The sequence below is a fragment of the Pseudomonas frigoris genome (genome assembly GCF_047758635.1).
Classification (GTDB): domain Bacteria; phylum Pseudomonadota; class Gammaproteobacteria; order Pseudomonadales; family Pseudomonadaceae; genus Aquipseudomonas; species Aquipseudomonas frigoris.
The window spans coordinates 107,887-133,619 of sequence record NZ_CP180479.1; the positions used below are offsets into that span (position 1 = coordinate 107,887).

The following is a 25,733-nucleotide window of genomic DNA, read 5'->3' on the forward strand; positions in this document are numbered from 1 at the left end:
TCGCGAATGCGATGTGTCAGTCGACATCAATGTTGCCTGACACGCCGCCTTCGCGAGCAAGCCCGCTCCCACATTTGAATCTCTACAAGTCTGATTCCTTCACCACCCGCACCTTCGCCGCGTCCAGCGCATACGCTGCGTCAGCCAGGTCGTTGTTGACCTTCTCGACCTTCAGCGTGCCGGTCACCCACAGCGGTGTATAGATGTCATTCAGCTTCAAACCTTTCGGATAACGCACCAACACCAATTGATTAGGTGGTGGTGGCGGCACGTGGATGCAGGCGCCCGGATACGGCACGAGGAAGAACAGCGTGCTGCGGCCCTGGGCGTCGGATTCCAGCGGCACCGGATAACCGCCGATGCGGATGTTCTTGTCGTTCATTGACGGCACGGTTTTGGTCGAATACATCACCGCCGGCAAGCCCTTGCTCTGCTTCATGCCACCCTTTTGGGTAAAGGTGCCATTGGCTTCGGGGGAGTTGTGGTCGATTTCGGGCATGGCCTCGAGGGCTTTCTGGTCCGACTTGGGCATCAGTTCGAGCCAGTCGGTTTCCGGCAGCTCGCCGGCATGGGCGAGGCCCGAGCCCAATAAAAGGAAAGTCAGTAAAAGACGGCGCATGGAGGTGCTCGGCAAAGGAGAGGACGGTGCAACGCCGAGCATTCTAGCCCTCTCTGCGTGCGGCGCAGAGGGGGCTTTGTCGCTTTGAGTCAGTTCTTTCTGATCAAGCCGAAGATCACCAGCAACACCACCGCGCCGACCAGCGCACCGATGAAGCCAGCGCCTTCGCCCGCGTGGTAGATGCCCAGAGCCTGGCCGCCGTAAGTGGCCGCCAGCGAACCGCCGATACCGAGCAGGATGGTCATGATCCAGCCCATGCTGTCATCGCCCGGTTTCAGGAACCGCGCCAGCAGGCCGACGATCAAGCCGATAAAGATGGTTCCGATAATTCCCATGGCATTTCCCTCTGATTGAATGGCTATGCAGAAGCCTAGTCAGACTTCTGCATCCTGCCATGAGAGAACGGCGGCCCCTGAATGGTTCCGCCGCTGCCACATGAAACTATTCGGCGATGAGCGCTTCGACCTTGAGGATCTGCTGCTCCAGCGTGGCCTTGTCGGCGCAGCGCAGGTTGGCGTGACCGACCTTGCGACCGACCTTGAACGCCTTGCCATAGTGATGCAGATGGCAATCGGCAATGGCCATGACTTTCTCGGTCTCGGGCACTTTACCGATGAAGTTGAGCATCGCGCTCTCGCCGACCTTGGCCGTCGAACCCAACGGCAGACCGGCAACGGCCCGCAGGTGGTTTTCGAACTGGCTGCACTCGGCACCTTCAGTGGTCCAGTGACCTGAGTTGTGCACCCGTGGGGCGATTTCGTTGGCCTTGAGGCCACCGTCGACTTCAAAGAACTCGAACGCCATCACGCCAACATAGCTCAGTTGCTTGAGTACACGACTGGAATAGTCTTCCGCCAAGGCTTGCAACGGGTGATCGGTGCTGGCCACGGACAGTTTAAGAATGCCGCTGTCGTGAGTGTTGTGAACCAGCGGATAGAACCTGGTTTCGCCATCGCGAGCGCGCACGGCGATCAACGAGACTTCACCGGTAAACGGGACGAAGCCTTCCAACAGGCAGGCCACGCTGCCCAGCTCGGCGAACGTGCCGGCCACGTCTTCAGGCTTGCGCAGAACCTTCTGGCCCTTGCCGTCGTAACCCAGGGTGCGGGTTTTCAGCACGGCCGGCAGACCGATGGAAGCCACGGCAGCGTCCAGATCGGCTTGCGATTGAATGTCGGCGAACGCCGGGGTAGGAATCCCCAGGTCCTTGAACATGCTCTTCTCGAACCAGCGATCACGGGCGATGCGCAGGGCTTCGGCGCTCGGGTAGACCGGGACGAATTGCGACAGGAAGGCCACGGTTTCGGCCGGGACGCTTTCGAACTCGAAGGTCACCAGATCGACTTCATCGGCCAGCTGACGCAGGTGATCCTGGTCGCCGTAATCGGCCCGCAGGTGCTCGCCCAATGCGGCTGCGCAAGCATCCGGCGCGGGGTCCAGGAAAGCGAAGTTCATGCCCAGCGGGGTGCCCGCCAGCGCCAACATGCGACCCAATTGGCCGCCACCGATTACACCGATCTTCATCGTCAACAACCTCAGGCGATGCGTGGGTCTGGATTTTCCAGGACGCTGTCTGTCTGCTCAGCGCGGAATTTTTTCAGCACCGCGTGGAACTGCGGGTGCTTGGCACCGAGGATACTCGCCGAGAGCAACGCTGCGTTGATCGCGCCGGCCTTGCCGATGGCCAGGGTGGCGACCGGAATGCCCGCGGGCATCTGCACGATGGACAGCAGCGAATCGACGCCCGACAGCATCGACGACTGCACCGGCACGCCCAGCACCGGCAGGTGGGTCTTGGCCGCACACATGCCTGGCAAGTGGGCTGCGCCTCCGGCACCGGCGATGATCACCTCGATGCCACGCGCCTCAGCCTCTTCGGCGTACTGGAACAGCAGGTCCGGGGTGCGGTGGGCAGAGACCACTTTCACCTCGTAAGGAATGCCGAGCTTTTCCAGCATATCGGCGGTGTGGCTAAGGGTGGACCAATCGGACTTGGAGCCCATGATCACGCCAACCAGTGCACTCATCGTCGTGCCTCTTCTCTCTGGGCGCCCGCAGGCGCGTCAAAAAACAACAAGCCACGCAAAATGCGTGGCTTGATTGTACGAATTATGGCCGGACGAACCGGCCGAAGGCCGCGCAGTATACCTCAATGAAGCAGATAAACAGCCCCCGATACGACCATCTGTCATTCGGCGCAAAGTGCCGGTTTTATTGACTTAAGAGTCAGTCAAATACAACACCAATCCCCTGTGGGAGCGGGCTTGCTCGCGAAAGCGATGGGTCAGTCGATATCAATGTTGTCTGACACACCGCATTCGCGAGCAAGCCCGCTCCCACATTTGATTTTCAGTGGTCTCAGGAACCGGTTGTTCCTTGGGCCGCGCCACCTTCCAGCTTGCGCCACAACAACCGCACATTCGCCTTGCGCACCAGCGCGCAGCGGTACAAGCGAATCTCCAGCGGCACATGCCATTGCGGGCCGCCGCAAACCACCAGTTCACCACGAGCCAGTTCGGCGCGCACGCTGAGCCGTGGAACCCAGGCAATGCCCAGTCCTTCCAGCGCCATGCTTTTAAGACTGTCGGCCATGGCGGTTTCGTAAATAGTGCTGAAGCGTAATGCACGCTGGCGCAGCAGCATGTTCACCGAACGCCCGAGAAATGCGCCGGCGCTGTAAGCGAGCAGCGGCACACTGCCTTCGCCTTCCAGATCGAACAGCGGTTTGCCCTCGGCGTCCGCCGCGCAGACCGGGAGCATTTCGGTGTCGCCAAGGTGCAGCGACGGGAAGATTTCCGGGTCCATCTGCATCGCGGCATCCGGGTCGTAGAACGCCAACATCAGATCGCAACCGCCTTCGCGCAGGGCATGCACGGCATCACCGACGTTGGTTGCCACCAGACGCGTCGCGATGTTCAGGCCTTCATTACGCAACTGCGCGATCCAGCGCGGGAAGAAACCCAGCGCCAGGGAGTGAGCGGCGGCGACCTGCATCACCTCGCCCTGCCCGCCTTCCAGGTGATGAAGGTGACGCAACACCTCACCGAGCTGCTCGACCACCGTCCGCGCGGTGACCAGAAACAACTGCCCCGCCGCCGTCAGCTCGATCGGCGTGCGCGAGCGATTGACCAGGGTCAGCCCCAGCGCGGCTTCAAGGCTGCGGATCCGTCGACTGAACGCCGGCTGAGTCACGAAGCGTCGTTCGGCAGCCTGGGAGAAGCTGCGGGTGGCGGCCAGAGCACTAAAGTCCTCAAGCCATTTACTTTCAAGGTTCATCACGCCCTCCCGGACACGCACCAATTTAGGTCACACGCTCGCCGCAGACACGGCGTCACACGGGCATTATGCCGAATGCGCATAGGCTAGTGTTTATCAGCATTGGCCCAAAATTCTCCACAAGCCTAGCATTTGCAGTGTTCCGGCACAGACCGGGTCCTTATCGAGATGATTTCTATCATGTCCTCCGCTGCATCTTTCCGCACAGAAAAAGACCTGCTTGGCGTACTCGAAGTACCCGCTCAAGCGTATTACGGCATCCAGACCCTGCGAGCGGTGAACAACTTCCGTCTCTCCGGCGTTCCGATTTCGCATTACCCGAAGCTGGTTGTCGGCCTGGCAATGGTCAAACAGGCCGCCGCTGACGCCAACCGCGAGCTGGGTCACCTGAGCGAAGCCAAGCACGCTGCCATCAGCGAAGCCTGCGCACGTTTGATCCGCGGCGATTTCCACGAAGAGTTCGTGGTGGACATGATTCAAGGCGGCGCTGGCACTTCAACCAACATGAATGCCAACGAAGTCATCGCCAACATCGCGCTGGAGGCCATGGGTCACCAGAAGGGCGAATACCAATACCTGCACCCGAACAACGACGTGAACATGGCGCAGTCGACCAACGACGCCTACCCGACCGCGATCCGTCTGGGTCTGCTGCTGGGTCACGATGCGTTGTTGGCCAGCCTCGACAGCCTGATCCAGGCGTTTGCCGCCAAAGGTGTCGAGTTCAACCACGTATTGAAGATGGGCCGTACCCAACTGCAAGACGCCGTGCCGATGACCCTCGGCCAGGAATTCCGCGCATTCGCCACCACGTTGAGCGAAGACCTGGCGCGCCTGAAAACGCTGGCACCCGAGCTGCTGACCGAAGTGAACCTGGGTGGCACCGCGATTGGCACCGGCATCAACGCCGACCCGCGCTACCAACTCCTGGCCGTTCAGCGTCTGGCGCTGATCAGCGGTCAACCGCTGGTTCCAGCCGCCGACCTGATCGAAGCCACCTCCGACATGGGTGCCTTCGTGCTGTTCTCCGGCATGCTCAAGCGCACCGCGGTCAAGCTGTCGAAAATCTGCAACGACCTGCGCCTGCTGTCCAGCGGCCCACGCACCGGCATCAACGAAATCAACCTGCCAGCGCGTCAGCCAGGCAGCTCGATCATGCCCGGCAAGGTCAACCCGGTTATCCCGGAAGCGGTCAACCAGGTGGCGTTCCAGATCATCGGCAACGACCTGGCCCTGACCATTGCTGCCGAAGGCGGCCAGTTGCAATTGAACGTGATGGAGCCGCTGATCGCGTTCAAGATCTTCGACTCGATCCGCCTGCTGCAACGCGCCATGGACATGCTGCGCGAGCACTGCATCGTCGGCATCACCGCCAACGAAGAGCGTTGCCGTGAGCTGGTCGAGCACTCGATCGGTCTGGTCACCGCGCTGAACCCGTACATCGGCTATGAAAACGCCACCCGCATCGCCCGTATCGCCCTAGAAAGCGGCCGCGGCGTGCTGGAACTGGTGCGCGAAGAAGGCTTGCTCGACGACGAAATGCTCGCCGACATCCTGCGCCCGGAAAACATGATTGCTCCGCGTCTGGTGCCTCTGAAGGCTTAACCGAACGCAACGCCGGCGCTTGCTCTTTTAACGAAGAGCACCAAGCGCCACGCTCACCAGGTCGAGGGACTAGACACCTCTCACCTTTTGAGGGCTTGGGGATTTATTCCCCAAGCCCTTTTTTTTAACTCTTTTGCGGATAGCGAATATGTCTGACACCGCAAAGATCGCAGCCTTCGGCAGCTCCTACAGGATTTGACGTACACCCTGTAGGAGCTGCCGAAGGCTGCGATCTTTTGATCTTGGCAGCACCTCGTTTCGATGCTTGCACCACATCCGTGAAGACGGACGGCACTCTCCTAGGTATAGTGCCGCCCCTCTTCGCGTGAGCGGTCGTCGGTAACGAGGCCCAAACCCATGCGAAACCCGAACTAATAACAAACCCGCAATATGAAATCGGGACGAACCTTCGCCTTGCCTGTTTTGCCGCGCGCAATCTGGTGTAACGCGATGTTTCGGCCCGCCCAGCATTTGCCTAAACAAAAACAGCGAGGAATAATCCATGCTCGAAGTCATTAACGACTTCCTCTCCGGGAAAGTACTGATCGTGCTCATTGTCGGGCTCGGTAGCTACTTCACGATCCGCTCGCGTTTCGTTCAACTGCGCCACTTCTTCCATATGTTCGCGGTGTTCCGCGACAGCCTGAAAAGCAGCGCCGGTCAACTCAGCTCGTTCCAGGCCCTGATGCTCAGCCTCGCCGGTCGTGTCGGTGCGGGCAACATCGCCGGTGTCGGTATCGCCGTGACCCTGGGTGGTCCGGGTGCGGTGTTCTGGATGTGGGTGACCGCGCTGGTCGGCATGTCCAGCAGCTTCTTCGAATGCTCCCTCGGCCAGCTCTACAAGCGCTGCGACTCCGACGGCACGTACCGTGGCGGCCCGTCCTATTACATCCAGCACGGCCTGCAGAAACGCTGGCTGGGCATGATCATGGCGTTCCTGCTACTGATCACCTTCGGCTTCGCCTTCAACGGTCTGCAATCCCACGCCGTGACCCACTCGCTGAAAAACGCTTTCGACCTCGACCCCACTTACACGGGCCTGGCCCTGGCGGTGTTGCTGGGTCTGGTGTTCATCGGTGGTATCAAGCGCATCGCCAAGGTCGCTGACCTGTTGGTGCCGGTGAAAACCCTGGTGTACATCGGCGTGACCATCTACGTGATCGTGCTGCAGTTCGATCACGTACCGACGATGCTGATGACCATCGTCAAAAGCGCCTTCGGTCTGGATCAAGCCTTCGGTGGCCTGATCGGCACCGCCATCGTCATGGGCGTGAAGCGTGGCGTGTTCGCCAACGAAGCGGGCCTGGGCAGTGCGCCAAACGTGGCTGCGGTCGCGTCGGTCGAGCACCCGGTGGCACAAGGTGTGGTTCAGGCGTTCAGCGTGTTCCTCGACACCTTCGTGATCTGCACCTGCACCGCGTTGCTGATCCTGCTCTCAGGCTTCTACACCCCAGGCTTCGAAGGCGACGGCATTGCCCTGACCCAGAACTCGCTCGCTGCCGTGGTCGGTGACTGGGGCCGGAGTTTCATCTCCGTGGCTCTGTCGTTGTTCGTGTTCACCTCGATCCTCTACAACTACTACCTGGGCGAGAGCAACCTGCGTTTCCTGATCGGTGAAAACCGCAAGGCGCTGATCGGTTACCGCGCGCTGGTATTGGTGTTGATCTTCTGGGGCGCTATCGAAAACCTCGGCACGGTGTTCGCCTTCGCTGACATCACCATGACCCTGCTGGCGTTTGTGAACCTGATCGCGCTATTCCTGCTGTTCAAAGTCGGCATGCGCATCCTGCGTGACTACGATGACCAGCGCGCGGCCGGCATCAAGACACCCGTGTTCGATTCGAGCAAATTCCCGGATCTGGACCTGGACCTGAAAGCCTGGCCAGCCAACCCGCCAGCTGCCGCCACCAAGGCTGAAGCTGAGCTGCAAGGCGTACCCGCAGCGCAACGCTGATCGGTTAAAGTGCGAAATCCCATGTGGGAGCGGGCTTGCTCGCGATAGCGTCTTCACAGTCAACAGATGTTGAATGTTATGGCCCCATCGCGAGCAAGCTCGCTCCCACAGGAACTCATCGTTTCGGAGAATTCCATGAACCCTTCGACCTACCCTGCCGCCCAGCACGTCATGGTGCTCTACACCGGTGGCACCATCGGTATGCAAGCCAGCGCTCATGGCCTGGCCCCGGCGTCCGGTTTCGAAGCCCGGATGCGCGAGTATCTGCACAGCCAGCCTGACCTTGTCGTACCGCAGTGGCGCTTTCGCGAGATGTCGCCGCTGATCGACAGCGCCAACATGACTCCTGATTACTGGCAGCAACTGCGTGAAGCGGTGGTCGACGCCGTCGATGTCCAGGGCTGCGACAGCGTGCTGATCCTGCATGGCACCGATACCCTCGCCTACAGCGCGGCGGCCATGAGTTTTCAATTGCTCGGCCTGCATGCCCGTGTGGTGTTCACCGGCTCCATGCTGCCGGCCGGCGTGACCGACAGTGATGCCTGGGAAAACCTCAGTGGCGCGCTGGTTGCTTTGGGTCACGGCCTTGCGCCGGGCGTTCATCTGTACTTCCACGGCGAACTGCTGGACCCGACCCGTTGCGCGAAGGTCCGCAGTTTCGGTCGCCATCCGTTCAAGCGTCTTGAGCGTCAGGGTGGCGGTGAGAAGGCTTCTTCAATACCGGCATCGCTGACCTACAACCAGCCCAAGCAATTGGCGAAAGTCGCTGTGCTACCACTGTTCCCCGGCATCGGCGCCGAGATACTGGACGGCCTGCTCGACAGCGGCATTCAGGGCCTGGTGCTGGAGTGCTACGGCAGCGGCACCGGACCGAGTGACAACCCGGAGTTTCTCGCTAGCCTGGAACGGGCGCGGGACAAGGGTGTTGTGGTGGTGGCGGTTACGCAGTGCCATGAAGGTGGCGTCGAGCTGGATGTTTACGAGGCCGGCAGTCGTCTGCGTGGTGTCGGCGTGTTGTCCGGTGGTGGCATGACCCGTGAAGCGGCGTTTGGCAAGTTGCATGGCTTGCTGGGTGCCGGGCTCGACACCGCTGAAGTGCGGCGCCTTGTAGAACTCGACCTCTGCGGCGAACTGAGCTGACACACCCCAAAACCTTGTGGGAGCGGGCTTGCTCGCGAAGGCGGCGGCACATCCAACATCTATGTGACTGCTACACCGCATTCGCGAGCAAGCCCGCTCCCACAGGTTCATCACTCGGCATACAACTTGCTGTCCTCCAGCCATCCCAAGGCTGGAACCCCCCATGCTCCACTCCCACCTCACCACCCTCAACGCTGTCTCCCTGGTGCTCAACACCTTCAAGGCCGAGGGCTTGTCCAGCGAAGCGCTGCTGGCCGGCAGCGGCATCACCACGGCGGATCTGAGCCGGGCGGACACACGCATCACCACCAATCAGGAGATGCAGGTCTGCGCCAACGCCGTCGCGCTCAAGCGTGACATCGGCCTGGAACTGGGCCGGAGGATGCACGTTTCGTCCTACGGCATGCTCGGGTACGCCTTACTCACCAGCGCCACTTTAGGTGACGCCTTGCGGCTGGCACTGCACTATCCGGCGCTATTGGGAACACTGTTCGAGTTGAGCCTGGAAGAGGATAACGAGCGCATCTGGCTCACCGCTGGCGACTATCGGGAAAACCCAGCGCTGGCGCCATTCAATGTCGAGTTTTGCCTGGTTTCGATGAAGGTCACTTGCGAAGACCTGCTCGGCCAACCGTTGCCGCTGCTTGGCGCCCGCTTCGATTACCCGGCACCGGACTATCAGGCACGCTACACCGAACGTTTCGATTGCCCCTTGCAGTTCGACGCTGCGTCCAACGCCTTTGCCTTCGACAAAGCCTGGCTGGAGCACCCCCTGCCTCTGGCCGACGCCATCACCCATCAGGCCATGGCAGAACGCTGCCGCAAACAGAACACCGAGTTCACGGGTCGCCAAGTGTGGCTGGGACGAATCCGCCAGCTACTCAGTGCGCAGTTGAATGCGGCGCCCGGCCTCGAAGGTTTGGCCGAACAGCTGAACTGCTCGGCGCGCACCTTGCGCCGACATCTCAAGGAGCTGGGGTGCAGCTATCAAGAGTTGCTCGATGAACTGCGGTTCGAGCAGGCCAAACGCATGCTCTGCGAGGACGAACTGCCGATCTATCGGATTGCAGAAGCGCTGGGGTTCAGCGAGACCGCGAGTTTCCGCCATGCCTTTGTGCGCTGGAGCGGCGTGGCGCCCAGCCAGTTCCGACCTTGAATGATGTGTTGTCTTAAATATTGCTATCGCGAGCAAGCTCGCTCCCACATTGGTTCTGCGTCGGACACAAAATCAGTGTTCGCTGAAGATCAAATGTGGGAGCGAGCTTGCTCCGGACGGCGCTCCGACGATGACGCCCTCAAAATCACCAACAACATAACGGACAAGCTAGCGCCCTGAGCTGGAGCACCGCCGCGCCACAAGGGGGCGAATTCCGGTCAATTCTTTTGGCCATATCGATCCCCTTTTGGCCTTTCCTGCCGTTCTCTCAAACGCCGCGCGCCGCAAGACTGTGTTCAACCGAATCAGCCTGCGGAGAACAAGAAAATGCTGACGATCTACTCGGACGATCACCACCTGCACCACGGTCGTTGTGAATTGATGGACGGGCAACTGATGCCCTGCTTCGAAATGCCCTCGCGGGCCGACCATGTTCTGCAGCGCGTGCAGTACCGCGACCTCGGCCCTGTGGAGGCGCCCCAGGATTTCGGCCTCGACCCGATCGCGCGCGTCCACAGCCGCGACTACCTCGACTTCTTCAAAGGTGCCTGGACGCGCTGGACCGAATTCGGCACCGACGGCGACTTGCTGCCCTACACCTGGCCAGCCCGCACCCTGCGCCGGATCATGCCCACCAGCCTGCACGGCCAACTCGGCTATTACAGCTTCGACGGCGGCGCACCGATTACTGCCGGCACCTGGCAAGCGGCATACAGTGCGGCGCAAGTCGCATTGACCGCTCAAGCCGTCATTCAACGCGGCGCCCGCAGTGCCTTCGCCTTATGCCGGCCACCGGGACACCACGCCGCCAGCGATTTGATGGGCGGTTATTGCTACCTCAATAACGCCGCCATCGCCGCTCAAGCCTTCCTTGACCAGGGCCACAAAAAAGTCGCGATCCTCGACGTCGATTACCACCACGGCAACGGCACTCAATCGATTTTCTATGAGCGCAGCGACGTGCTGTTCACTTCGATCCATGGTCATCCGGAAGCGGAGTTCCCGTTCTTCCTCGGCTATGAAGATGAGCTGGGTGAAGGGGCCGGCGAAGGTTTCAACTTCAACTACCCTTTGCCAGCCGGGAGCGGTTGGGACAGTTGGAGCGCCGCGCTGGAACAAGCCTGCAAAGAGATCGAAAAGTACGGCGCCGATATCGTCGTCGTATCCCTGGGCGTCGATACGTTCAAGGACGATCCGATCTCCCAATTCAAGCTCGACAGCCCGGATTACCTGGCCATGGGCGCACGCATCGCCGGCCTCGGCAAGCCGACGCTGTTCGTGATGGAAGGCGGCTACGCGGTAGAAGAAATCGGCATCAATGCCGTGAACGTTCTCGAAGGTTTTGAAAGCGCCCAATGAGGAATTAGAACAATGATCAGTCTCAAGCGTTTTATCGCGCCAGCACTCTTCCCCACAGTGCTGTGCGCCACAGTACTCAGTGGTGCCGCTCACGCTGAAGAGCGAACGTTGCGCGTCTACAACTGGTTCGACTACATCACCCCCAAAGCCCTGGAAGACTTCAAGGCCCAGAACACCCAGACCAAACTGGTCTACGACATCTTCGACACCAACGAAGCACTGGAGGCCAAGCTGCTGACCGGCAACTCCGGTTATGACGTGGTCGTGCCGTCCAACGTATTCCTTGCCAAACAGATCGAGGCCGGCGTTTTCCAGCCACTGGACCGCAGCAAACTGCCGAACTGGAACCACCTCGATCCCAAGCTGATGAAGCTGATCGAAGCCAACGATCCGGGTAACAAATTTGCCGTGCCGTACATGTACGGCACCATCCTGATCGGCTTCAACCCGGACAAAATCAAGGCTGCGCTGGGCGCCAACGCACCGGTGGACAGCTGGGACCTGATCTTCAAGGAAGAGAACATCAGCAAGCTCAAGCAGTGCGGCGTAGCCCTGCTCGACTCGCCATCGGAGATCCTGCCACTGGCCCTGCAACACCTGGGCCTGGACCCCAACAGCAAGAAGCCTGCGGACTACGAAAAGGCTGAAGCGCTGTTGATGAAGATCCGTCCGTATGTCACCTACTTCCATTCTTCGAAGTACATGGCCGACATCGCCAACGGTGACATCTGTGTCGCAGTCGGTTACTCCGGCAGCTTCTCCCAGGCAGCGAACCGCGCCAAGGAAGCCAAGAACGGCGTGATCGTCGACATGCGCCTGCCGAAAGAAGGCGCGCCGATCTGGTTCGACATGCTCTCGATCCCCAAAGGCGCGAAGAACCCGGAAGACGCCTACACCTTCATCAACTACTTGTTGCAGCCGCAGGTGATTGCACCGGTCAGCGACTTCGTCGGCTACCCGAACCCGAACAAGGACGCCACCGAAATGGTCGACCCGGCGATCCGCAACAACCCGAATCTGTACCCGACCGAAACAGCGATGAGTACGCTCTACACCCTGCAACCGCTGCCCCGTGATGCCGAACGAGCGCGGACCCGAGCCTGGACCAAGATCAAGTCCGGGACCTGAAACCTGTCCTTGACCTCAGGGACGCCAGGCCTTTTGCAACCGCCCGAGCGCTGCGCTGATCGCCGCCTCGGGCACCGCCGCAAAGCCCAGCACCAGCCCGGCGCGTTGATCCACAGTTTTTCTCGAATCCGGTAGCCAGTAACTGCTCAGGCCATTGATCTCGACATCAACGCTGGCGGCGGCTTCAATCAGTTCCCGTTCGCGGGCCTGAGTGTCGACCGCCACAGTCAGGTGCAGCCCAGCCGCCACACTCGGCAGGCTGCCAACCCCGGGAATGTCCGAGGGCCAGTTGGCCAGAAGCGTATTGCGACGACTCAACGCGGCGCGGCGCATGCGGCGGATATGCCGCTGGAAATGCCCGGCCGCCATGAACTCGGCCATGACGGCCTGGGTGCTCACCTCGGAATGCCGAACATCGACCGCTCGACGCTGGGCGAAAGCGTCTACCAATGCCGGTGGCAGCACCAGATAGCCCAGGCGCAATGCCGGAAAAGCCACTTTGCCGAAAGTGCCGACGTAGAGCACCCGCCCGTGACGATCAAGCGCAGCCAGCGGTGCCAGTGGCGCGCCGCTGTAACGATATTCGCCGTCGTAATCGTCTTCGACGATCCACCCCTCGGTTCGCTCGGCCCAGGCCAACAACTCCAGCCGCCGCGCCAGACTCATCACCACCCCGGTCGGGTACTGATGCGACGGCGTGACATAGGCCAGTCGACAATCGTTGAGCCCATTCAATTCGCTGCAGTCGATGCCCTCGCTGTCCACCGCCACCCCGTGCAATCGCGCACCGGCTACGGCGAACGCATGACCCGCCGCCCGATACCCCGGATTCTCGATCGCCACGCCATCGCCGGGCTCTACCAGCAGCTGTGCACAAAGGCTAATCCCCTGCTGTGCGCCACTGGTGATCACTATTTGCTCAGCCGTGCACTGCATCCCCCGCGAGCTGCGCAAATACGCGGCAATCAGGCCGCGCAAGCGCGCGTCGCCTGCTGGATCGCCGTAACACAGTTGCTGGAGATCCGGTTTACGCCAGAAAGCCGCATTCAGCTTGGCCCAAACCTCGAAAGGAAACAGATCGAACGCCGGTACACCGACCCGAAACGCACGAGGCGGACCACTCGGTGGCAAGGCCAAATGGTTCTTTTCCACGCGTCCCAGCGCACCGCTGTGGATAACTTTGCTGGATGAAACCACAGGTAAATCCAGCCAATTTGTGGATAAGACTGTGGGTAACCCTGTTGACAACCCTGTGGATACTTTTGTGGATAGTTTTTTCACCGGCAGCACTGATTGAGGCAATTGCGCGACATACGTCCCGTCACCTACACGCCCTTCAATAAAGCCCTCGGCGTAGAGCTGATCGTAGGCCCGGACCACGCTGTTTCGGGAAATTGACAACGCCGCCGCCAGATCGCGACTGGCCGGTAATCGCGTACCGCTGGCCAGCCGACCGTCGAGCACTCGCACTCGCAAGGCTTGATAGAGTTGACGACTCAAACCCTGACGGCGATCGAGTTCGATACCCGCCGGGTTGAATGACAAGGACAGTGGCTCGCTGGTCATGGCAATGGACCTATGAAATTGGTCGCTAATGGCTCTTACAACAGACCAATAGCCTGCCTAGGATGCCGGCATTCGCCAAGGAAAATCTCCATGTACACGCCAAGCAGCTTTGCCATAGATGATTTGCATGAACTGCACCAGCAGATACTCGGCACCCGCCTCGCTGTGTTGGTCACACACGGGGAGCAAGGTCTGCAAGCCAGCCATTTGCCGCTGCTGTTGAGTTCAGACCAAGGCCCGAATGGCACCCTTTATGGACACTTCGCCAAGGCCAATCCGCAATGGCGGGAATTGCAGAACGGCGCCGAAGCCCTGGTGATTTTTGCCGGTGCCGACGCTTATGTCAGCCCGGGGTTTTACCCGAGCAAAGCCGAGCACGGCAAAGTCGTGCCGACCTGGAACTACGTCGCCGTGCATGCCTACGGCACGGCCGAATTATTCACCGACGCCGATCGCCTGCGCACTCTGGTCAGCGCGCTGACTGATCGTCATGAAGCGGGTCGTGCCAGTCCATGGAAAGTCGCCGATGCCCCCGCCGACTACATTGACGGGATGCTCAAGGCCATCGTCGGTTTTGCCCTGCCGATCCAGCGCCTGGAAGGCAAGCGCAAGCTCAGCCAGAACCGCAACGCTGCAGACATTACCGGTGTGCGCGAGGGGCTTGCCGCCAGCCCTGATGTGCACGACCAGGCCCTCGCCCACTTGATGCGTTAAGGAATGAACATGAGTCAGATCGACATCCGCCAGGTCACCACCGACGACCACGCCGCCTGGTTGCCGTTGTGGCAAGCGTACCTGCGTTTCTACAACACCGAATTGCCTGAGGCCGTCACCCAAAGCACGTGGCAGCGCATGCTCGACCCGAGCGAACCGACCCATGCCGCGCTGGCCTGGGCCGATGACAAAGCGGTGGGCATGGTGCACTTCATCTACCATCGTTCGAACTGGAGCATCGAAAACTCCTGCTACCTGCAAGACCTGTTGGTAACGCCTGAAACCCGCGGCACTGGCGTCGGCCGACAGTTGATCGAATTCGTTTACGCGACAGCCAAAGAGGACGGTTGCTGCAAGGTCCACTGGCTGACCCACGAAACCAATGCCACTGCGATTCAGCTCTATGAGCGCATTGCCGAACGCCCCGGTTTCATCCAGTTTCGCAAAGCCATTTAAGGTTCAAGGAGAGCAGCATGTCGATTTCACTCGCCGACTGGAAAGGCGTTCCGGCACCGTCGGTTCAAACCATCGAAGGGCGTTTCATCCGCCTGGAAAAACTCGACCCGGCGCGTCACGCCGACGGTTTGTGGGAGGCTCTGCAAGGACCGGGTGCCGACCCAAAACTCTGGGACTATTTGCCATACGGTCCTTTCCCGGAGCGCAGCGCGTTCTACGATTGGCTGAACAACCATGCGGCCAATAGCGACCCGTATTTCTTCAGCGTGATCGACCGTGCCAGCGGCGATGTGCAAGGCATCCTCAGTTTGATGTCGATTGTTCCTTCACAAGGCCGGATCGAGATCGGCCATGTCACGTTTGGCGCGCCGATGCAGCGCTCGCCGAAAAGTACAGAGGCGGTTTATCTGCTCGCCAAAGAGTCGTTTGCCTTGGGTTACCGACGCCTGGAGTGGAAGTGCAACAACGGAAACGCCCGCTCCAAATACGCGGCCGAGCGTCTGGGGTTCAGTTTTGAAGGGGTTTTTCGCCAGCACATGGTGGTGAAGGGGCAGAACCGGGATACGGCGTGGTATTCGATTCTGGATTCGGAATGGCCGGCGATTGGGGCGGGGTTTGAGCGCTGGCTGTCCGATGAGAACCAGACGGATTCGGGGCAGGTGAAAACCCTGGCCGAGTGCCGCAGGTAAAACATCGGCGCCTGGACGGACGCCTTCGCGAGCAAGCTCGCTCCCACAATTGATCTGCGGCGATCCCCAATATTGCGTTCACCGAAAATCCCTGTGGGAGCGAGCTTGCTCGCGATTGGCTTCACGCTAATTTCTGGGCAAGCACCGCAATGTGCTCCGGCCCGATCCCGCAGCAACCTCCCAAATGACTGGCGCCGCGTTCTTTCCAATCCGCCGCCCACTGCAAGTAACCCGGCGGATCGAGATCGTCACGCAACGGGTCCAGACCGTCGTTGGCCGTGGCCTCTTTCGGTTGCGGCGGGAAGGCATTGGCGTACGCGCCGATGTGAATCTTCACCCCCAAACGCTCAAAGGTTTCCCGCGCGGCATCAATCGCAGCACCGATCACTTCCGGCTGGCTGCAGTTGAACAGCAACGTCTCGACGCCCAGCTCAGCCGCCACGGCTGCGGCTTCAGCCACCGACTCACCCGAACGCAAGCGCGGCACTTCGTCCGTGTCCTCATCCTTCAGGGTAAACGACAGCCAGAACGGCTTGCCGTCTGTTGGCAGACCGGCATGGATCGCTCGCGCTTCAACGATCGAACTCTGGGTTTCCGCCAGCCATAGATCGACATGAGGTGCCAGACCCTTCACCAGCGGCGCCAACAATTCAGTCGCCCGAGCAGCATCGAAAAGGTACGGACGATAGGACCCAAACAGCGGCGGCAATGAGCCGGCCACACGCACCGCTTTGCCCGAAGCCTCTACAGCGCGCCGAGCCAGCTCACCGGCCAACGCCGCGAGCGCCTGCCCTTCTGCGGCAAAACGTTCTTCGCCAATGTGAAACGGCACCACCGCGTAACTGTTGCAGGTAATCACGTTGGCACCGCTTTCGATATAAGCCGAGTGCACCGCCTCTACCGCTTGCGGCGCTTCGCTCAAGGCCAGCGCCGACCACTCGGGCTGTCTGAACGGCGCGCCTCGACGCTGCAACTCACGACCCATGCCGCCATCCAGAATTACTGTGCTTGCTGCGCCCATATGCTTTTCACTCATAAGCTTATGAAAACAACTCACTATCAGAGTCGCTCTTATAACTATTTAATACGCACCATCCGGTTAATAACAACCTCTTTTTTATCAGGGATCGACTGTGAAATTCCAACCGCTACTGGCCCTGGGCCTGACGATTCTGGCTGCCTCCACCCAAGCCTTTGGCGGCGCCACGCTGGATCGCGTCGAAAAAAAGAAAGAATTGGTGGGCGTGTTGATGGAAAGCTACCCACCCTTCTCGTTCCTCAATGATCAGAACCAGCTCGATGGCTTCGACGTCGACGTGGCCAGGGCCGTGGCAGACAAACTGGGCGTCAAACTGCGCCTCGAAACCCCGTCCTGGGACGTGATCGCGGCCGGCCGCTGGAGTGGGCGCTATGACATCTGCATCTGCTCCATGACCCCGAGCAAGGCCCGTGCCGAGGTCTTCGACTTCCCGGTCGAGTACTACGCCTCGCCAGCGGTGATCGTGGTCAACGCCAAGGACGACAGCATCCACAACGCCAAAGACCTGAGCGGCAAAAAAGTCGGCCTCACCAGCGCCTCCAGCTACGAAAGCTACCTGAACAAGAACCTGGTGATCGAAGGCGCCGAAGACACTCAATTGCAGTACCCGTTCGAAGATGTGCAGATCGCGCCGTATGACACCGACAATGTCGCCTTCCAGGACCTCGGCCTGGGCGCTGGCGTTCGACTGGATGCGATCCTCACCAACCTTGTCACCGCCCAACCGCGCCTGACCGAAGACAAACGCTTCAAGCTCGCCGGCGAGCCGCTGTACTCGGAGCCAAACTCGGTGGCCATTGAAAAAGGCGACGCCCAGTGGGACGCCAAAGTGCGTGACGTCTTCGCTCAGCTGAAACAGGACGGCACCCTGAGCAAGCTTTCGCAAAAATGGATCGGCGCCGACATCAGCAAATGACTTCTTTCCCAAAACCTCCCCAGCCGCCGCAACCGGTGGCTGAGTCGCGGCTGCAACGGATCTTCGGTTTCCGCACGCGGCTGTACCTGACCTGGGCAGCGATGCTCGGGTTGTTCGCCAGCTTCTTCCTGAGCTTCGACCTGAAGTTCTCGATCATCCTCGACAAACTGCCGAACCTGATCGGCCTGCACCTGGCGCCCAACGGCTTCTTGCAGGGCGCGGTGCTGACGTTGTTCTTGTGCCTGTGTTCGATCGTGACCTCCTCGCTGCTGGGCTTCATCACTGCCCTGGCACGACTGTCGAAAAGCGCCGTGGCCTTCGGCATTGCGAGCTTCTATGCCTCGTTCTTTCGTGGCACACCGCTACTGATCCAGATCCTGCTGATCTACCTCGGCCTGCCACAACTCGGCATCGTCCCGGGCGCAATCGCCGCCGGCATCATCGCCCTGTCGCTCAACTACGGCGCTTACCTCAGCGAAATCTTCCGCGCCGGCATCCTCGGCGTCCCCCACGGCCAACGCGAAGCATCCCTGGCCCTGGGCATGCGCGAAACCGTGATCTTCTGGCGCGTCACCCTGCCCCAGGCCATGCGCACCATCATCCCGCCGACCACCAACCAATTTATCTCGATGCTCAAAGACTCGTCGCTGATCTCGGTGATGGGGGTTTGGGAGGTGATGTTTCTGGCGCAATCGTATGGGCGCTCGAGCTATCGCTACATCGAAATGCTCACGACGGCGGCGGTGATTTATTGGGTGATGTCGATCGGGCTGGAGCTGATTCAGGCGCGGATGGAGCGGCATTATGGGAAGGCGTATTTGAGCCGTAGTTAGCGAAAGGCAGATGAGTTTCCGAGTTTGCGATAGCCGACCATGTCTCGATTTGTTGTAAGAAAAAGCGTCTGTCCGAACGGGTAAAAACAACCTTCCTCAGGAGGCTGGCAATTTTCTACACAACCTTCTGACAACCCCCGCAAGCCCACCGGAAGCAGCTGACATCGGCACCTATAGCCTCTCTCTTAGAGTTCGGCCTCCTGTCAAAAGAGGCCGTACTCGATGCCCGTTCAACACAAATACCGACCAAAACACCTGGCGCTGGCCATTGCGCTTGCGTTGGGTTGCACTGAAATTTCGCTTGCCCAGCAAGTATCCATCGATGCCACCATTCCTTCAGATGCAACACCGGAGCAGCTCATAGCGGCGCTGGACGCATTTATCAATGATCCCGCCACCAACAAGACCACCATCAGCAAAGCAACGGATGGTATTGATCGGACATTCGGCGATGGAGATGATCTGGTCATTGTGTCTAGCCGCGGAGCCCTTACCGGATCGATTGACGGTGGTGACGGTGTCAACGTCCTGCAACTCGATACCGCGAGCGGTGGCACGTTAGGTGAGAGTCGTCGTTTTGAAGGCCTGGAGATCAAACGAAGCACTTGGACCATGAAGGGTTCTGGTGATTTCAATACCGGTGTCTGGATTCGTCCAAAAGCAACGCTAATAAATAATGGGCATATCCAGGGTGGGGCGTTGACCCAAGGAGCGCTTGTCAACAACGGAACGATTGGCGGCGACGCGACCGTGCAATCAGGAGGTTTCCTGAACAACCCAGGAACTATCGAAGGCAATGTCGTTATCCATGAAAAAGGCGCTTTGGCGGGCAACGGTTTAACGGGTTCCCTGAAGGTAAACGGAAAGCTTTCTGTCGACGGTTTGCACGGCGCACCGAAAGTTAAAGGTGACTTGGACCTCTCAAAAACTGCCGAGCTAACCTACGAGGTCAATGCCGACCGCAAAGGTGAAACGATATTAGTCGGTGGCACCGCCAGCCTCGGCGGCGCCACACTGAACATCGTTGCAGCACCGGGTGACTACCCGCTAATCAGCGAAAACAACATCCTTGCTGCCAGTAAAGTCGAAGGGGAATTTGGGAAAGTCATCAATAACCTTGCCTTTTTAACGCCCACGCTCGACTACGAAGAAAAGAGAGTCAACCTGATCTTCGTCCGTAACGATGTGGCGATCGAGAGTGTCGCAACCACGGATAACGGGAAGGGAGTCGCCCAAAGCATTGAAGAGCCAAAGGACATACCTCAGGCCCCCTCCGTCGCTGAAGCCCCGAATCCACCTGCAAGTACCGACACATCCGTTCCGGTCTCCACACCGACAACTACCGCTGAAAAACCATCGACAGCCGCAACGCCGCCTACCACCGACCAGCCCGTCACAGCCGCAACTTCACCCACCACCGACCAGCCCGTCACTGCCGTAACTCCAACCACCACCGACCAGCCCGTCACTGCCTCAACTCCACCCCCAGCTACCAACTCCGTCGCCACAGTGCCAAAGGCATCCAGCCCCACAAACGCTGCTGTCGCAGCCCTGCTCAGCGCTGACAAACAAACGGCATCTGTTGCCATCGAACAGCTGGCTGGCGGCAACAACGCCAACCTTGCGAAAGCGACCCTCAACAGTGACAGCCCAATCAGCGCAACCATGCTCTCGGCCATGCGTCAGCTGGACAGCGCCAGTAGTTACAGCAATTCCACCAGGCGCAATGCACCACGCCTGGCCACCGGCAGCGAAGACAATGGCCGAGTCTGGATGCAAGCGCTGGGTCACAGTGGGACGCTGGATCGCGACTACGACGCTCTGAAACACACAACCCACGGCCTGGTACTGGGAGCTGATTGGGGCATCGATGAGGAATGGCGCATCGGGGTGATGAGCGGCAAATCCGAAACGCGCCTGGACAGCCGCGGACTCGACGGCGATCTCGACAGCTGGCATTTGGGAGCTTATGCCCTACGTCAAAACGGACCAATGTCACTGCGCCTGGGCGCGACCTATAGCAGCCACGACGGCAGCACTAAACGCCGGGTTGCCTTCAAAGGTTTCAGCGACCGCCCCGAAGGCCGTTACGATGCCAACACCCAGCAGGCCTTTGCGGAATTGGGTTACAACCTGGGCCAGGCGAACGTCAGCATCGAACCGTTTGCCAGCCTGGGCTACCAGCGCTATCAGCGCGACACTTACACGGAAAAAGGCGGCGCAGCGGCGCTGAAGGTACACGGTCAAACCCAGACCAACATGAACAGCACATTCGGCCTGCGGCTGGCGAAGCTCAACACTCTGGATAACGGCATGCAACTGACGCCACGGTTCAGTGCCGGCTGGAAACACACTTACGGGGACGTCTACAGCGATACCCGCCAACGATTGGTGACGGGCGGAAAAAACTTCACCGTTTCCGGTGCGCCGCTGGATCGTGACAGTCTGCTGGTCGATGCAGGGCTGGACCTTGGATTGTCAGCAAAACACACCCTGGGCGTCGGTCTCACTGGCGAGATCGGCACCGACAGCCGAAACCACGGCGTGACGGGTCAGTGGCGAATGGCGTTCTGATGAACCCACGCCAATCTCACTGACTCGACTCGATACCTGTGGGAGCGGAGGCGTTTTCAGGGAAGCGTTTCACCCTGAATTCCGGGCGAAAAAAAAAGGGGAGCACATGCCCCCCCGAGGTTTAAAGCGGTATATCGAGGCTGTTAACTCAGCCTTCGATCTCGATCAGGATTTCGCCCGGGTTCACCCGGTCGCCCTTGACCACGTGGATGGCGGTGACTTTGCCGGCGATGGCCGCCTGGACTTCGGTTTCCATCTTCATCGCTTCGGTGATCAGCACGGCCTGGCCGGCTTTCACGGTATCGCCTTCCTTGACCAGCACGTCGACGATGTTGCCCGGCATGGTGGTGCTGACGTGGCCCGGTGCAGTGGCTTGCTTGCGCTTGCTGCTGCCGCCGCTGACGAATTCGTTGAGCGGCTCGAACACCACTTCTTCCGGCATGCCGTCGATAGACAGGTAGAAGTGACGCTTGCCTTCGGCCTTGACGCCGACACCGGTGATGTCGACGCGGTAGGTTTCGCCGTGAACGTCGATGACGAACTCGGTCGGCACGCCTTCGCCACCAGCCGAGGTCACGCCGCCGGCTTCAGGAATCGGTAGCAGCACTTCTGGAGTCAGGGTGCCGGCAGCACGTTCTTCGAGGAACTTGCGACCGATGTCCGGGAACATGGCGTAGGTCAGCACGTCTTCTTCAGACTTGGCCACGGTGCCGATTTCGGCACGCAGTTTGGTCATCTCCGGCTTGAGCAGGTCGGCCGGACGCACGTCGATCACTTCTTCGCTGCCAATGGCCTGGCGACGCAGTTTTTCGTTCACGGTGCCCGGCGCTTTGCCATAGCCGCCTTGCAGGTAAAGCTTCACTTCGTTGGTGATGGTCTTGTAGCGCTCTCCGGCCAGCACGTTGAAGAACGCCTGGGTGCCAACGATCTGCGAGGTCGGGGTCACCAGCGGAGGGAAGCCGAGGTCTTCACGAACGCGCGGGATTTCGGCCAGCACTTCGGCCATGCGGTTCAGAGCGCCCTGCTCTTTCAACTGGTTGGCCAGGTTGGAAATCATCCCGCCCGGGACCTGGTTGACTTGAACGCGGGTATCGACGGCGGTGAACTCGCTTTCGAACTGGTGGTACTTCTTGCGCACGGCGTAGAAGTACAAGCCAATCTCTTGCAGCAGTTCCAGGTTCAGGCCGGTGTCGAACTCGCTGCCTTTAAGGGCGGCGACCATCGATTCGGTGCCCGGATGGCTGGTGCCGGAGGCAAAGCTGGAGATCGCGGTGTCGATGTGATCGGCGCCGTTCTCGATGGCCTTCAGTTGGCACATCGTTGCCATGCCAGCGGTATCGTGCGAGTGAATGAACACGGGCAGCGATTGCTCGGATTTCAACGCTTTGACCAACTCGCCAGTGGCGTACGGCGTCAGCAGGCCGGCCATGTCCTTGATCGCCACCGAGTCGCAACCCATGGCTTCCATCTGCTTGGCTTGCGCCACGAACGCCTCGATGGTGTGCACCGGGCTGGTGGTGTAAGCGATGGTGCCTTGAGCGTGTTTGCCAGCAGCTTTCACCGCTTCGATGGCGACTCGCAGGTTACGCACGTCGTTCATCGCGTCGAAGATGCGGAACACGTCGATGCCGTTGACCGCGGCCTTGGCGACGAAGGCTTTGACCACATCGTCGCTGTAGTGGCGGTAGCCCAGCAGGTTCTGACCACGCAGAAGCATTTGCAGGCGAGTGTTAGGCAGCGCCGCGCGCAGTTGGCGCAGGCGCTCCCACGGGTCTTCTTTGAGGAAACGTACGCAGGCGTCGAAGGTCGCGCCGCCCCAGCATTCCAGCGACCAGTAGCCGACTTTGTCGAGCTTGTCGCAGATCGGCAGCATGTCTTCGGTGCGCATGCGAGTCGCGAGCAGCGATTGGTGGGCGTCGCGCAGGATTGTGTCGGTAACGTGGATTTTCTTAGTCATTGGAATATTCCTCACAGGCCTGCGTGGGCGGCGATGGCGGCGGCGATGGCCAGGGCCAGCTCTTCGGGTTTGCGCTTGATCGAGTAGTTGGTCAGTTCAGGGTGGCTTTCAACGAAGCTGGTGTTGAACTGGCCGCTACGGAATTCCGGGTTACGCAGGATTTCCTGGTAGTACGCGGCGGTGGTCTTGACCCCTTGCAGACGCATGTCGTCGAGGGCGCGCAAGCCACGGTCCATCGCCTCTTCCCAGGTCAGCGCCCAGACCACCAGTTTCAGGCACATGGAGTCGTAGAACGGCGGAATGGTGTAACCGGTGTAGATCGCCGTGTCGGTACGCACGCCGGGGCCGCCGGGCGCGTAATAACGGGTGATCTTGCCAAAGCTCGGCAGGAAATTGTTTTTCGGGTCTTCGGCGTTGATCCGGAATTGCAGCGCGAAACCGCGGTGCTGGATGTCTTCCTGTTTCACCGAAAGCGGCAGACCGGAGGCGATGCGAATCTGCTCGCGAACGATGTCGATGCCGGTGATTTCTTCGGTGATGGTGTGTTCCACCTGCACCCGGGTGTTCATCTCCATGAAGTACACCTCGCCCTCGGCGAGCAGGAACTCCACGGTGCCGGCGTTCTCGTAACCCACGGCTTTGGCTGCGCGCACCGACAGATCGCCGATGTAGGCGCGCTGTTCCGGGGTCAGTTGCGGGCTTGGGGCGATCTCGATGAGCTTCTGGTTGCGACGCTGGATCGAGCAGTCACGCTCGAACAGGTGCACCACATTGCCAAAACTGTCGCCGAGGATCTGCGCTTCGATGTGTTTCGGGTTGACGATGCATTTTTCGAGGAACACTTCCGCCGAACCAAAGGCCTTGGTGGCTTCGGAAATGACACGAGGGAATGCTTGTTCAAGTTCTTCCCGGCTGTCGCAGCGACGGATACCACGGCCACCACCACCGGAAGTCGCCTTGAGCATCACCGGATAACCGATGCGGTCGCCTTCGATCAAGGCTTCCGCAATATCCGCGACGTTGCCTTCGGTCCCCGGGGTGACGGGTACGCCAGCCTTGATCATGCTGCGACGGGCTTCGGTCTTGTCGCCCATGCGGCGAATCACTTCAGCCGATGGACCTATGAACTTGATGCCGCGCTCTGCGCAGATATCTGCCAGTTCAGCATTTTCCGAGAGGAAACCGTAGCCGGGGTGCAGCGCATCGCAACCGGTTTCTACCGCCAGATTCACCAGCTTGCGCGCATTCAGGTAACCGGCCAGCGGCTCGGCACCGATGCTGTGGGCCTCGTCCGCACGCTTCACATGCAGCGCATGGCGGTCGGCGTCGGAATAGATCGCGACCGAGCGAATGCCCATCTCGGCGCAGGCACGTACGATTCGTACGGCAATCTCACCACGGTTGGCGATCAGGATCTTTTTTATCACTTGGAGGTTCCCTTGAGCCGGTGGTACCCACGACCTGTTAGACCAGGTCGACGCGTGACCAAATGTTTCAATTCAGTCGCAGCCCCACACTAGCCCCCACAAGGGATTAACAAAAATGATTAATTATTGGGTCAGCCATAAGTAAAGACTTATAGTTGACGCATCAGCCTGCGGTGAGAGCGCCCATAAAATGCGTAAGTCCCTGATGCGTATGACATTGCGTCAATTACAGATCTTCAATGAGGTCTGTGATTTGCGGTCCTACAGCCGCGCAGCCGATGAAATGTCTCTCACACAACCTGCCGTGAGCCTACAGATTCGTCAACTTGAAGAGCTGATTGGTCAGCCTTTGTTCGATTACGTCGGCAAAAAGCTCTACATGACCGAGGCCGCCGAAGCTCTTCAACGCGCCAGCCGCGACATTTTCGGGCGCCTGGAAAACCTCGACATGCAGCTTTCTGACATGCAGGGCTCACTACAAGGGCAGCTGAAACTGGCGGTGGAATCCAGCGCCAAGTATTTCGTGCCGCACCTGTTTGCCGCGTTCAAGCGCCAGCATCCTGAAGTAAACCTGCACCTGACGGTGGTTAACCGCGGACAAGTGATTCGACGCCTGTCGGACAACCGCGATGATTTGGTGATCATGTCGATGGTGCCGCAAGACATGGGGTTGGAGTTTCTGCCGTTTCTCAACAATCCAATTGTGGCCGTGGCGCCGCCGGATCATCCGCTGTCCCATATGGGACCACTGCGCTTGCAGGATCTGGAGCCTTATACGCTGCTGTTGCGTGAGCCGGGCTCCGGCACGCGACTGGCTTGCGAGGAGTATTTCAAGGAGAAGCGCGTGCACTTCACGCAAACCCAGGAAGTGGCGTCGGCCGAAGCCCAGCGTGAATGCGTACGGGCGGGTCTGGGCCTGGCGCTATTGACTCGCCACGCCCTGAACCTTGAGTTGGCGACCGGCGCACTCATAGAGCTGCCGGTCGAGGAGCTGCCGTTGTACCGCAGCTGGTGCCTGGTGCAAGCCAAGGCGAAACGGCTGTCACCGGTGGCGCACGCGTTCCTTGCGTTTATTCGCAGCGAGCGAGTGCAGATCAGCGCGCTGGTTGAGCGTTTCGACGCGAAGTTGCCGGTGCCGCCTGCCAGTAGTTGAGCTCCAGCTCAGGGAAATCACCGATCTCGGCCAGCAGTTGGCGACGTTCGCAGCGATCTTCGATAGCGCGGCGAAATTCCATGCGGCGCTGGTCTTCCTGCTGACGACGGGTTCTGGCGGCGCTGTTGCGTTCTTCGTAGGGCTGGGCCATTTCGAGTCTCCCAAGGCGATT

General features: G+C 59.8%; 23 protein-coding genes. 13 read left to right on the forward strand and 10 right to left on the reverse strand.

What is annotated here, in order from left to right:
* Positions 1 to 82: 82 nt before the first annotated feature.
* The 5 genes from ACMXYH_RS00510 to ACMXYH_RS00530 form a co-directional block, all read right to left on the reverse strand.
* Positions 83 to 619, reverse strand: coding sequence for a DUF3299 domain-containing protein (locus tag ACMXYH_RS00510; RefSeq protein WP_149628518.1), 537 nt, complete (start codon positions 617 to 619; stop codon positions 83 to 85).
* Between the two features lie 89 nt (positions 620 to 708).
* Positions 709 to 954: a GlsB/YeaQ/YmgE family stress response membrane protein gene (locus tag ACMXYH_RS00515; RefSeq protein WP_129439888.1), complete on the reverse strand. Its 246-nt coding sequence runs from the start codon at positions 952 to 954 to the stop codon at positions 709 to 711.
* A gap of 106 nt (positions 955 to 1,060) precedes the next feature.
* On the reverse strand, positions 1,061 to 2,143 hold the full coding sequence (locus ACMXYH_RS00520; RefSeq protein WP_415765974.1) for a 5-(carboxyamino)imidazole ribonucleotide synthase: 1,083 nt from the start codon (positions 2,141 to 2,143) through the stop codon (positions 1,061 to 1,063).
* An 11-nt stretch (positions 2,144 to 2,154) separates the two neighbouring features.
* A complete protein-coding gene (purE, locus tag ACMXYH_RS00525) occupies positions 2,155 to 2,646 on the reverse strand; it encodes a 5-(carboxyamino)imidazole ribonucleotide mutase (RefSeq protein ID WP_008150032.1) in 492 nt (163 codons plus the stop codon).
* A 331-nt stretch (positions 2,647 to 2,977) separates the two neighbouring features.
* Positions 2,978 to 3,895, reverse strand: coding sequence for a LysR substrate-binding domain-containing protein (locus tag ACMXYH_RS00530; protein WP_415765975.1), 918 nt, complete (start codon positions 3,893 to 3,895; stop codon positions 2,978 to 2,980).
* A gap of 180 nt (positions 3,896 to 4,075) precedes the next feature.
* Between ACMXYH_RS00530 and aspA the strand changes: the two genes are divergently transcribed.
* The 6 genes from aspA to ACMXYH_RS00560 all read left to right on the forward strand — a co-directional run bounded on the left by aspA (position 4,076) and on the right by ACMXYH_RS00560 (position 12,237).
* On the forward strand, positions 4,076 to 5,500 hold the full coding sequence (gene aspA, locus ACMXYH_RS00535; protein WP_415765976.1) for an aspartate ammonia-lyase: 1,425 nt from the start codon (positions 4,076 to 4,078) through the stop codon (positions 5,498 to 5,500).
* 502 nt (positions 5,501 to 6,002) lie between these two features.
* On the forward strand, positions 6,003 to 7,454 hold the full coding sequence (locus ACMXYH_RS00540; protein ID WP_415765977.1) for an alanine/glycine:cation symporter family protein: 1,452 nt from the start codon (positions 6,003 to 6,005) through the stop codon (positions 7,452 to 7,454).
* Positions 7,455 to 7,589: 135 nt separating this feature from the next.
* Positions 7,590 to 8,594, forward strand: coding sequence for an asparaginase (locus tag ACMXYH_RS00545; protein ID WP_415765978.1), 1,005 nt, complete (start codon positions 7,590 to 7,592; stop codon positions 8,592 to 8,594).
* Positions 8,595 to 8,757: 163 nt separating this feature from the next.
* Positions 8,758 to 9,750, forward strand: coding sequence for an AraC family transcriptional regulator (locus ACMXYH_RS00550; protein ID WP_129439879.1), 993 nt, complete (start codon positions 8,758 to 8,760; stop codon positions 9,748 to 9,750).
* Positions 9,751 to 10,077: 327 nt separating this feature from the next.
* Positions 10,078 to 11,109, forward strand: coding sequence for a histone deacetylase family protein (locus ACMXYH_RS00555; RefSeq protein ID WP_282479445.1), 1,032 nt, complete (start codon positions 10,078 to 10,080; stop codon positions 11,107 to 11,109).
* Positions 11,110 to 11,121: 12 nt separating this feature from the next.
* Positions 11,122 to 12,237 (forward strand): polyamine ABC transporter substrate-binding protein, encoded by a 1,116-nt coding sequence (locus ACMXYH_RS00560; RefSeq protein WP_415765980.1) that lies wholly within the window; start codon positions 11,122 to 11,124, stop codon positions 12,235 to 12,237.
* 15 nt (positions 12,238 to 12,252) lie between these two features.
* Here ACMXYH_RS00560 and ACMXYH_RS00565 read toward each other — a convergent pair whose 3' ends face one another.
* Positions 12,253 to 13,803 carry a PLP-dependent aminotransferase family protein gene (locus ACMXYH_RS00565; protein ID WP_415765981.1) on the reverse strand — a complete coding sequence of 517 codons (1,551 nt, stop codon included), beginning with the start codon at positions 13,801 to 13,803 and terminating at the stop codon, positions 12,253 to 12,255.
* A 90-nt stretch (positions 13,804 to 13,893) separates the two neighbouring features.
* Between ACMXYH_RS00565 and ACMXYH_RS00570 the strand changes: the two genes are divergently transcribed.
* The 3 genes from ACMXYH_RS00570 to ACMXYH_RS00580 are packed head-to-tail and all read left to right on the forward strand — an operon-like array spanning position 13,894 to position 15,662.
* Entirely contained in the window at positions 13,894 to 14,517 is a 624-nt protein-coding gene (locus ACMXYH_RS00570) for an FMN-binding negative transcriptional regulator (RefSeq protein WP_415765982.1), read from the forward strand.
* A 9-nt stretch (positions 14,518 to 14,526) separates the two neighbouring features.
* A complete protein-coding gene (locus ACMXYH_RS00575) occupies positions 14,527 to 14,973 on the forward strand; it encodes a GNAT family N-acetyltransferase (protein WP_134421010.1) in 447 nt (148 codons plus the stop codon).
* A 17-nt stretch (positions 14,974 to 14,990) separates the two neighbouring features.
* Positions 14,991 to 15,662, forward strand: coding sequence for a GNAT family N-acetyltransferase (locus tag ACMXYH_RS00580; RefSeq protein WP_415765983.1), 672 nt, complete (start codon positions 14,991 to 14,993; stop codon positions 15,660 to 15,662).
* A gap of 121 nt (positions 15,663 to 15,783) precedes the next feature.
* Here ACMXYH_RS00580 and ACMXYH_RS00585 read toward each other — a convergent pair whose 3' ends face one another.
* Positions 15,784 to 16,683 carry a homocysteine S-methyltransferase family protein gene (locus ACMXYH_RS00585; protein WP_415765984.1) on the reverse strand — a complete coding sequence of 300 codons (900 nt, stop codon included), beginning with the start codon at positions 16,681 to 16,683 and terminating at the stop codon, positions 15,784 to 15,786.
* A gap of 112 nt (positions 16,684 to 16,795) precedes the next feature.
* Between ACMXYH_RS00585 and ACMXYH_RS00590 the strand changes: the two genes are divergently transcribed.
* The 3 genes from ACMXYH_RS00590 (at position 16,796) to ACMXYH_RS00600 (ending at position 21,024) form a co-directional block, all read left to right on the forward strand.
* Positions 16,796 to 17,617, forward strand: coding sequence for an ABC transporter substrate-binding protein (locus tag ACMXYH_RS00590; protein ID WP_415765985.1), 822 nt, complete (start codon positions 16,796 to 16,798; stop codon positions 17,615 to 17,617).
* Complete coding sequence (locus ACMXYH_RS00595; protein WP_129439864.1) at positions 17,614 to 18,450, forward strand: amino acid ABC transporter permease; 837 nt, start codon at positions 17,614 to 17,616, stop codon at positions 18,448 to 18,450. Before ACMXYH_RS00590 ends, ACMXYH_RS00595 begins: the two co-directional genes overlap by 4 nt.
* Before the next feature lie 222 nt (positions 18,451 to 18,672).
* Positions 18,673 to 21,024, forward strand: coding sequence for an autotransporter outer membrane beta-barrel domain-containing protein (locus ACMXYH_RS00600; RefSeq protein ID WP_415765987.1), 2,352 nt, complete (start codon positions 18,673 to 18,675; stop codon positions 21,022 to 21,024).
* A 148-nt stretch (positions 21,025 to 21,172) separates the two neighbouring features.
* Here the strand turns inward: ACMXYH_RS00600 and oadA are convergent, their stop codons facing one another.
* Positions 21,173 to 22,981, reverse strand: a complete 1,809-nt coding sequence (gene oadA / locus ACMXYH_RS00605; protein ID WP_129439863.1) for a sodium-extruding oxaloacetate decarboxylase subunit alpha — start codon at positions 22,979 to 22,981, stop codon at positions 21,173 to 21,175.
* A gap of 11 nt (positions 22,982 to 22,992) precedes the next feature.
* Positions 22,993 to 24,408, reverse strand: coding sequence for an acetyl-CoA carboxylase biotin carboxylase subunit (locus ACMXYH_RS00610; protein WP_008156643.1), 1,416 nt, complete (start codon positions 24,406 to 24,408; stop codon positions 22,993 to 22,995).
* A 190-nt stretch (positions 24,409 to 24,598) separates the two neighbouring features.
* Here ACMXYH_RS00610 and ACMXYH_RS00615 point away from each other — a divergent pair, with 190 nt between their 5' ends.
* Positions 24,599 to 25,561: a LysR family transcriptional regulator gene (locus ACMXYH_RS00615; RefSeq protein ID WP_046053911.1), complete on the forward strand. Its 963-nt coding sequence runs from the start codon at positions 24,599 to 24,601 to the stop codon at positions 25,559 to 25,561.
* On the opposite strand, the gene ACMXYH_RS00620 is transcribed toward ACMXYH_RS00615, so the two are convergent.
* Positions 25,503 to 25,712, reverse strand: coding sequence for a PA3496 family putative envelope integrity protein (locus tag ACMXYH_RS00620; protein ID WP_046044971.1), 210 nt, complete (start codon positions 25,710 to 25,712; stop codon positions 25,503 to 25,505). The two genes, ACMXYH_RS00615 and ACMXYH_RS00620, sit on opposite strands and share 59 nt — an antisense overlap.
* Positions 25,713 to 25,733: the final 21 nt, after the last annotated feature.

Coding starts and splice junctions, on each gene's coding strand:
- ACMXYH_RS00600 (WP_415765987.1), top strand. CDS start 18,673: ATGCCCGTTCAACACAAATACCGACCAAAACACCTGGCGCTGGCCATT.
- purE (WP_008150032.1), bottom strand. CDS start 2,646: ATGAGTGCACTGGTTGGCGTGATCATGGGCTCCAAGTCCGATTGGTCC.
- ACMXYH_RS00620 (WP_046044971.1), bottom strand. CDS start 25,712: ATGGCCCAGCCCTACGAAGAACGCAACAGCGCCGCCAGAACCCGTCGT.
- ACMXYH_RS00540 (WP_415765977.1), top strand. CDS start 6,003: ATGCTCGAAGTCATTAACGACTTCCTCTCCGGGAAAGTACTGATCGTG.
- ACMXYH_RS00515 (WP_129439888.1), bottom strand. CDS start 954: ATGGGAATTATCGGAACCATCTTTATCGGCTTGATCGTCGGCCTGCTG.
- oadA (WP_129439863.1), bottom strand. CDS start 22,981: ATGACTAAGAAAATCCACGTTACCGACACAATCCTGCGCGACGCCCAC.
- ACMXYH_RS00520 (WP_415765974.1), bottom strand. CDS start 2,143: ATGAAGATCGGTGTAATCGGTGGCGGCCAATTGGGTCGCATGTTGGCG.
- ACMXYH_RS00555 (WP_282479445.1), top strand. CDS start 10,078: ATGCTGACGATCTACTCGGACGATCACCACCTGCACCACGGTCGTTGT.
- ACMXYH_RS00575 (WP_134421010.1), top strand. CDS start 14,527: ATGAGTCAGATCGACATCCGCCAGGTCACCACCGACGACCACGCCGCC.
- ACMXYH_RS00550 (WP_129439879.1), top strand. CDS start 8,758: ATGCTCCACTCCCACCTCACCACCCTCAACGCTGTCTCCCTGGTGCTC.
- ACMXYH_RS00570 (WP_415765982.1), top strand. CDS start 13,894: ATGTACACGCCAAGCAGCTTTGCCATAGATGATTTGCATGAACTGCAC.
- ACMXYH_RS00580 (WP_415765983.1), top strand. CDS start 14,991: ATGTCGATTTCACTCGCCGACTGGAAAGGCGTTCCGGCACCGTCGGTT.
- ACMXYH_RS00615 (WP_046053911.1), top strand. CDS start 24,599: ATGCGTAAGTCCCTGATGCGTATGACATTGCGTCAATTACAGATCTTC.
- ACMXYH_RS00560 (WP_415765980.1), top strand. CDS start 11,122: ATGATCAGTCTCAAGCGTTTTATCGCGCCAGCACTCTTCCCCACAGTG.
- ACMXYH_RS00530 (WP_415765975.1), bottom strand. CDS start 3,895: ATGAACCTTGAAAGTAAATGGCTTGAGGACTTTAGTGCTCTGGCCGCC.
- ACMXYH_RS00585 (WP_415765984.1), bottom strand. CDS start 16,683: ATGGGCGCAGCAAGCACAGTAATTCTGGATGGCGGCATGGGTCGTGAG.
- ACMXYH_RS00545 (WP_415765978.1), top strand. CDS start 7,590: ATGAACCCTTCGACCTACCCTGCCGCCCAGCACGTCATGGTGCTCTAC.
- ACMXYH_RS00565 (WP_415765981.1), bottom strand. CDS start 13,803: ATGACCAGCGAGCCACTGTCCTTGTCATTCAACCCGGCGGGTATCGAA.
- aspA (WP_415765976.1), top strand. CDS start 4,076: ATGTCCTCCGCTGCATCTTTCCGCACAGAAAAAGACCTGCTTGGCGTA.
- ACMXYH_RS00510 (WP_149628518.1), bottom strand. CDS start 619: ATGCGCCGTCTTTTACTGACTTTCCTTTTATTGGGCTCGGGCCTCGCC.
- ACMXYH_RS00595 (WP_129439864.1), top strand. CDS start 17,614: ATGACTTCTTTCCCAAAACCTCCCCAGCCGCCGCAACCGGTGGCTGAG.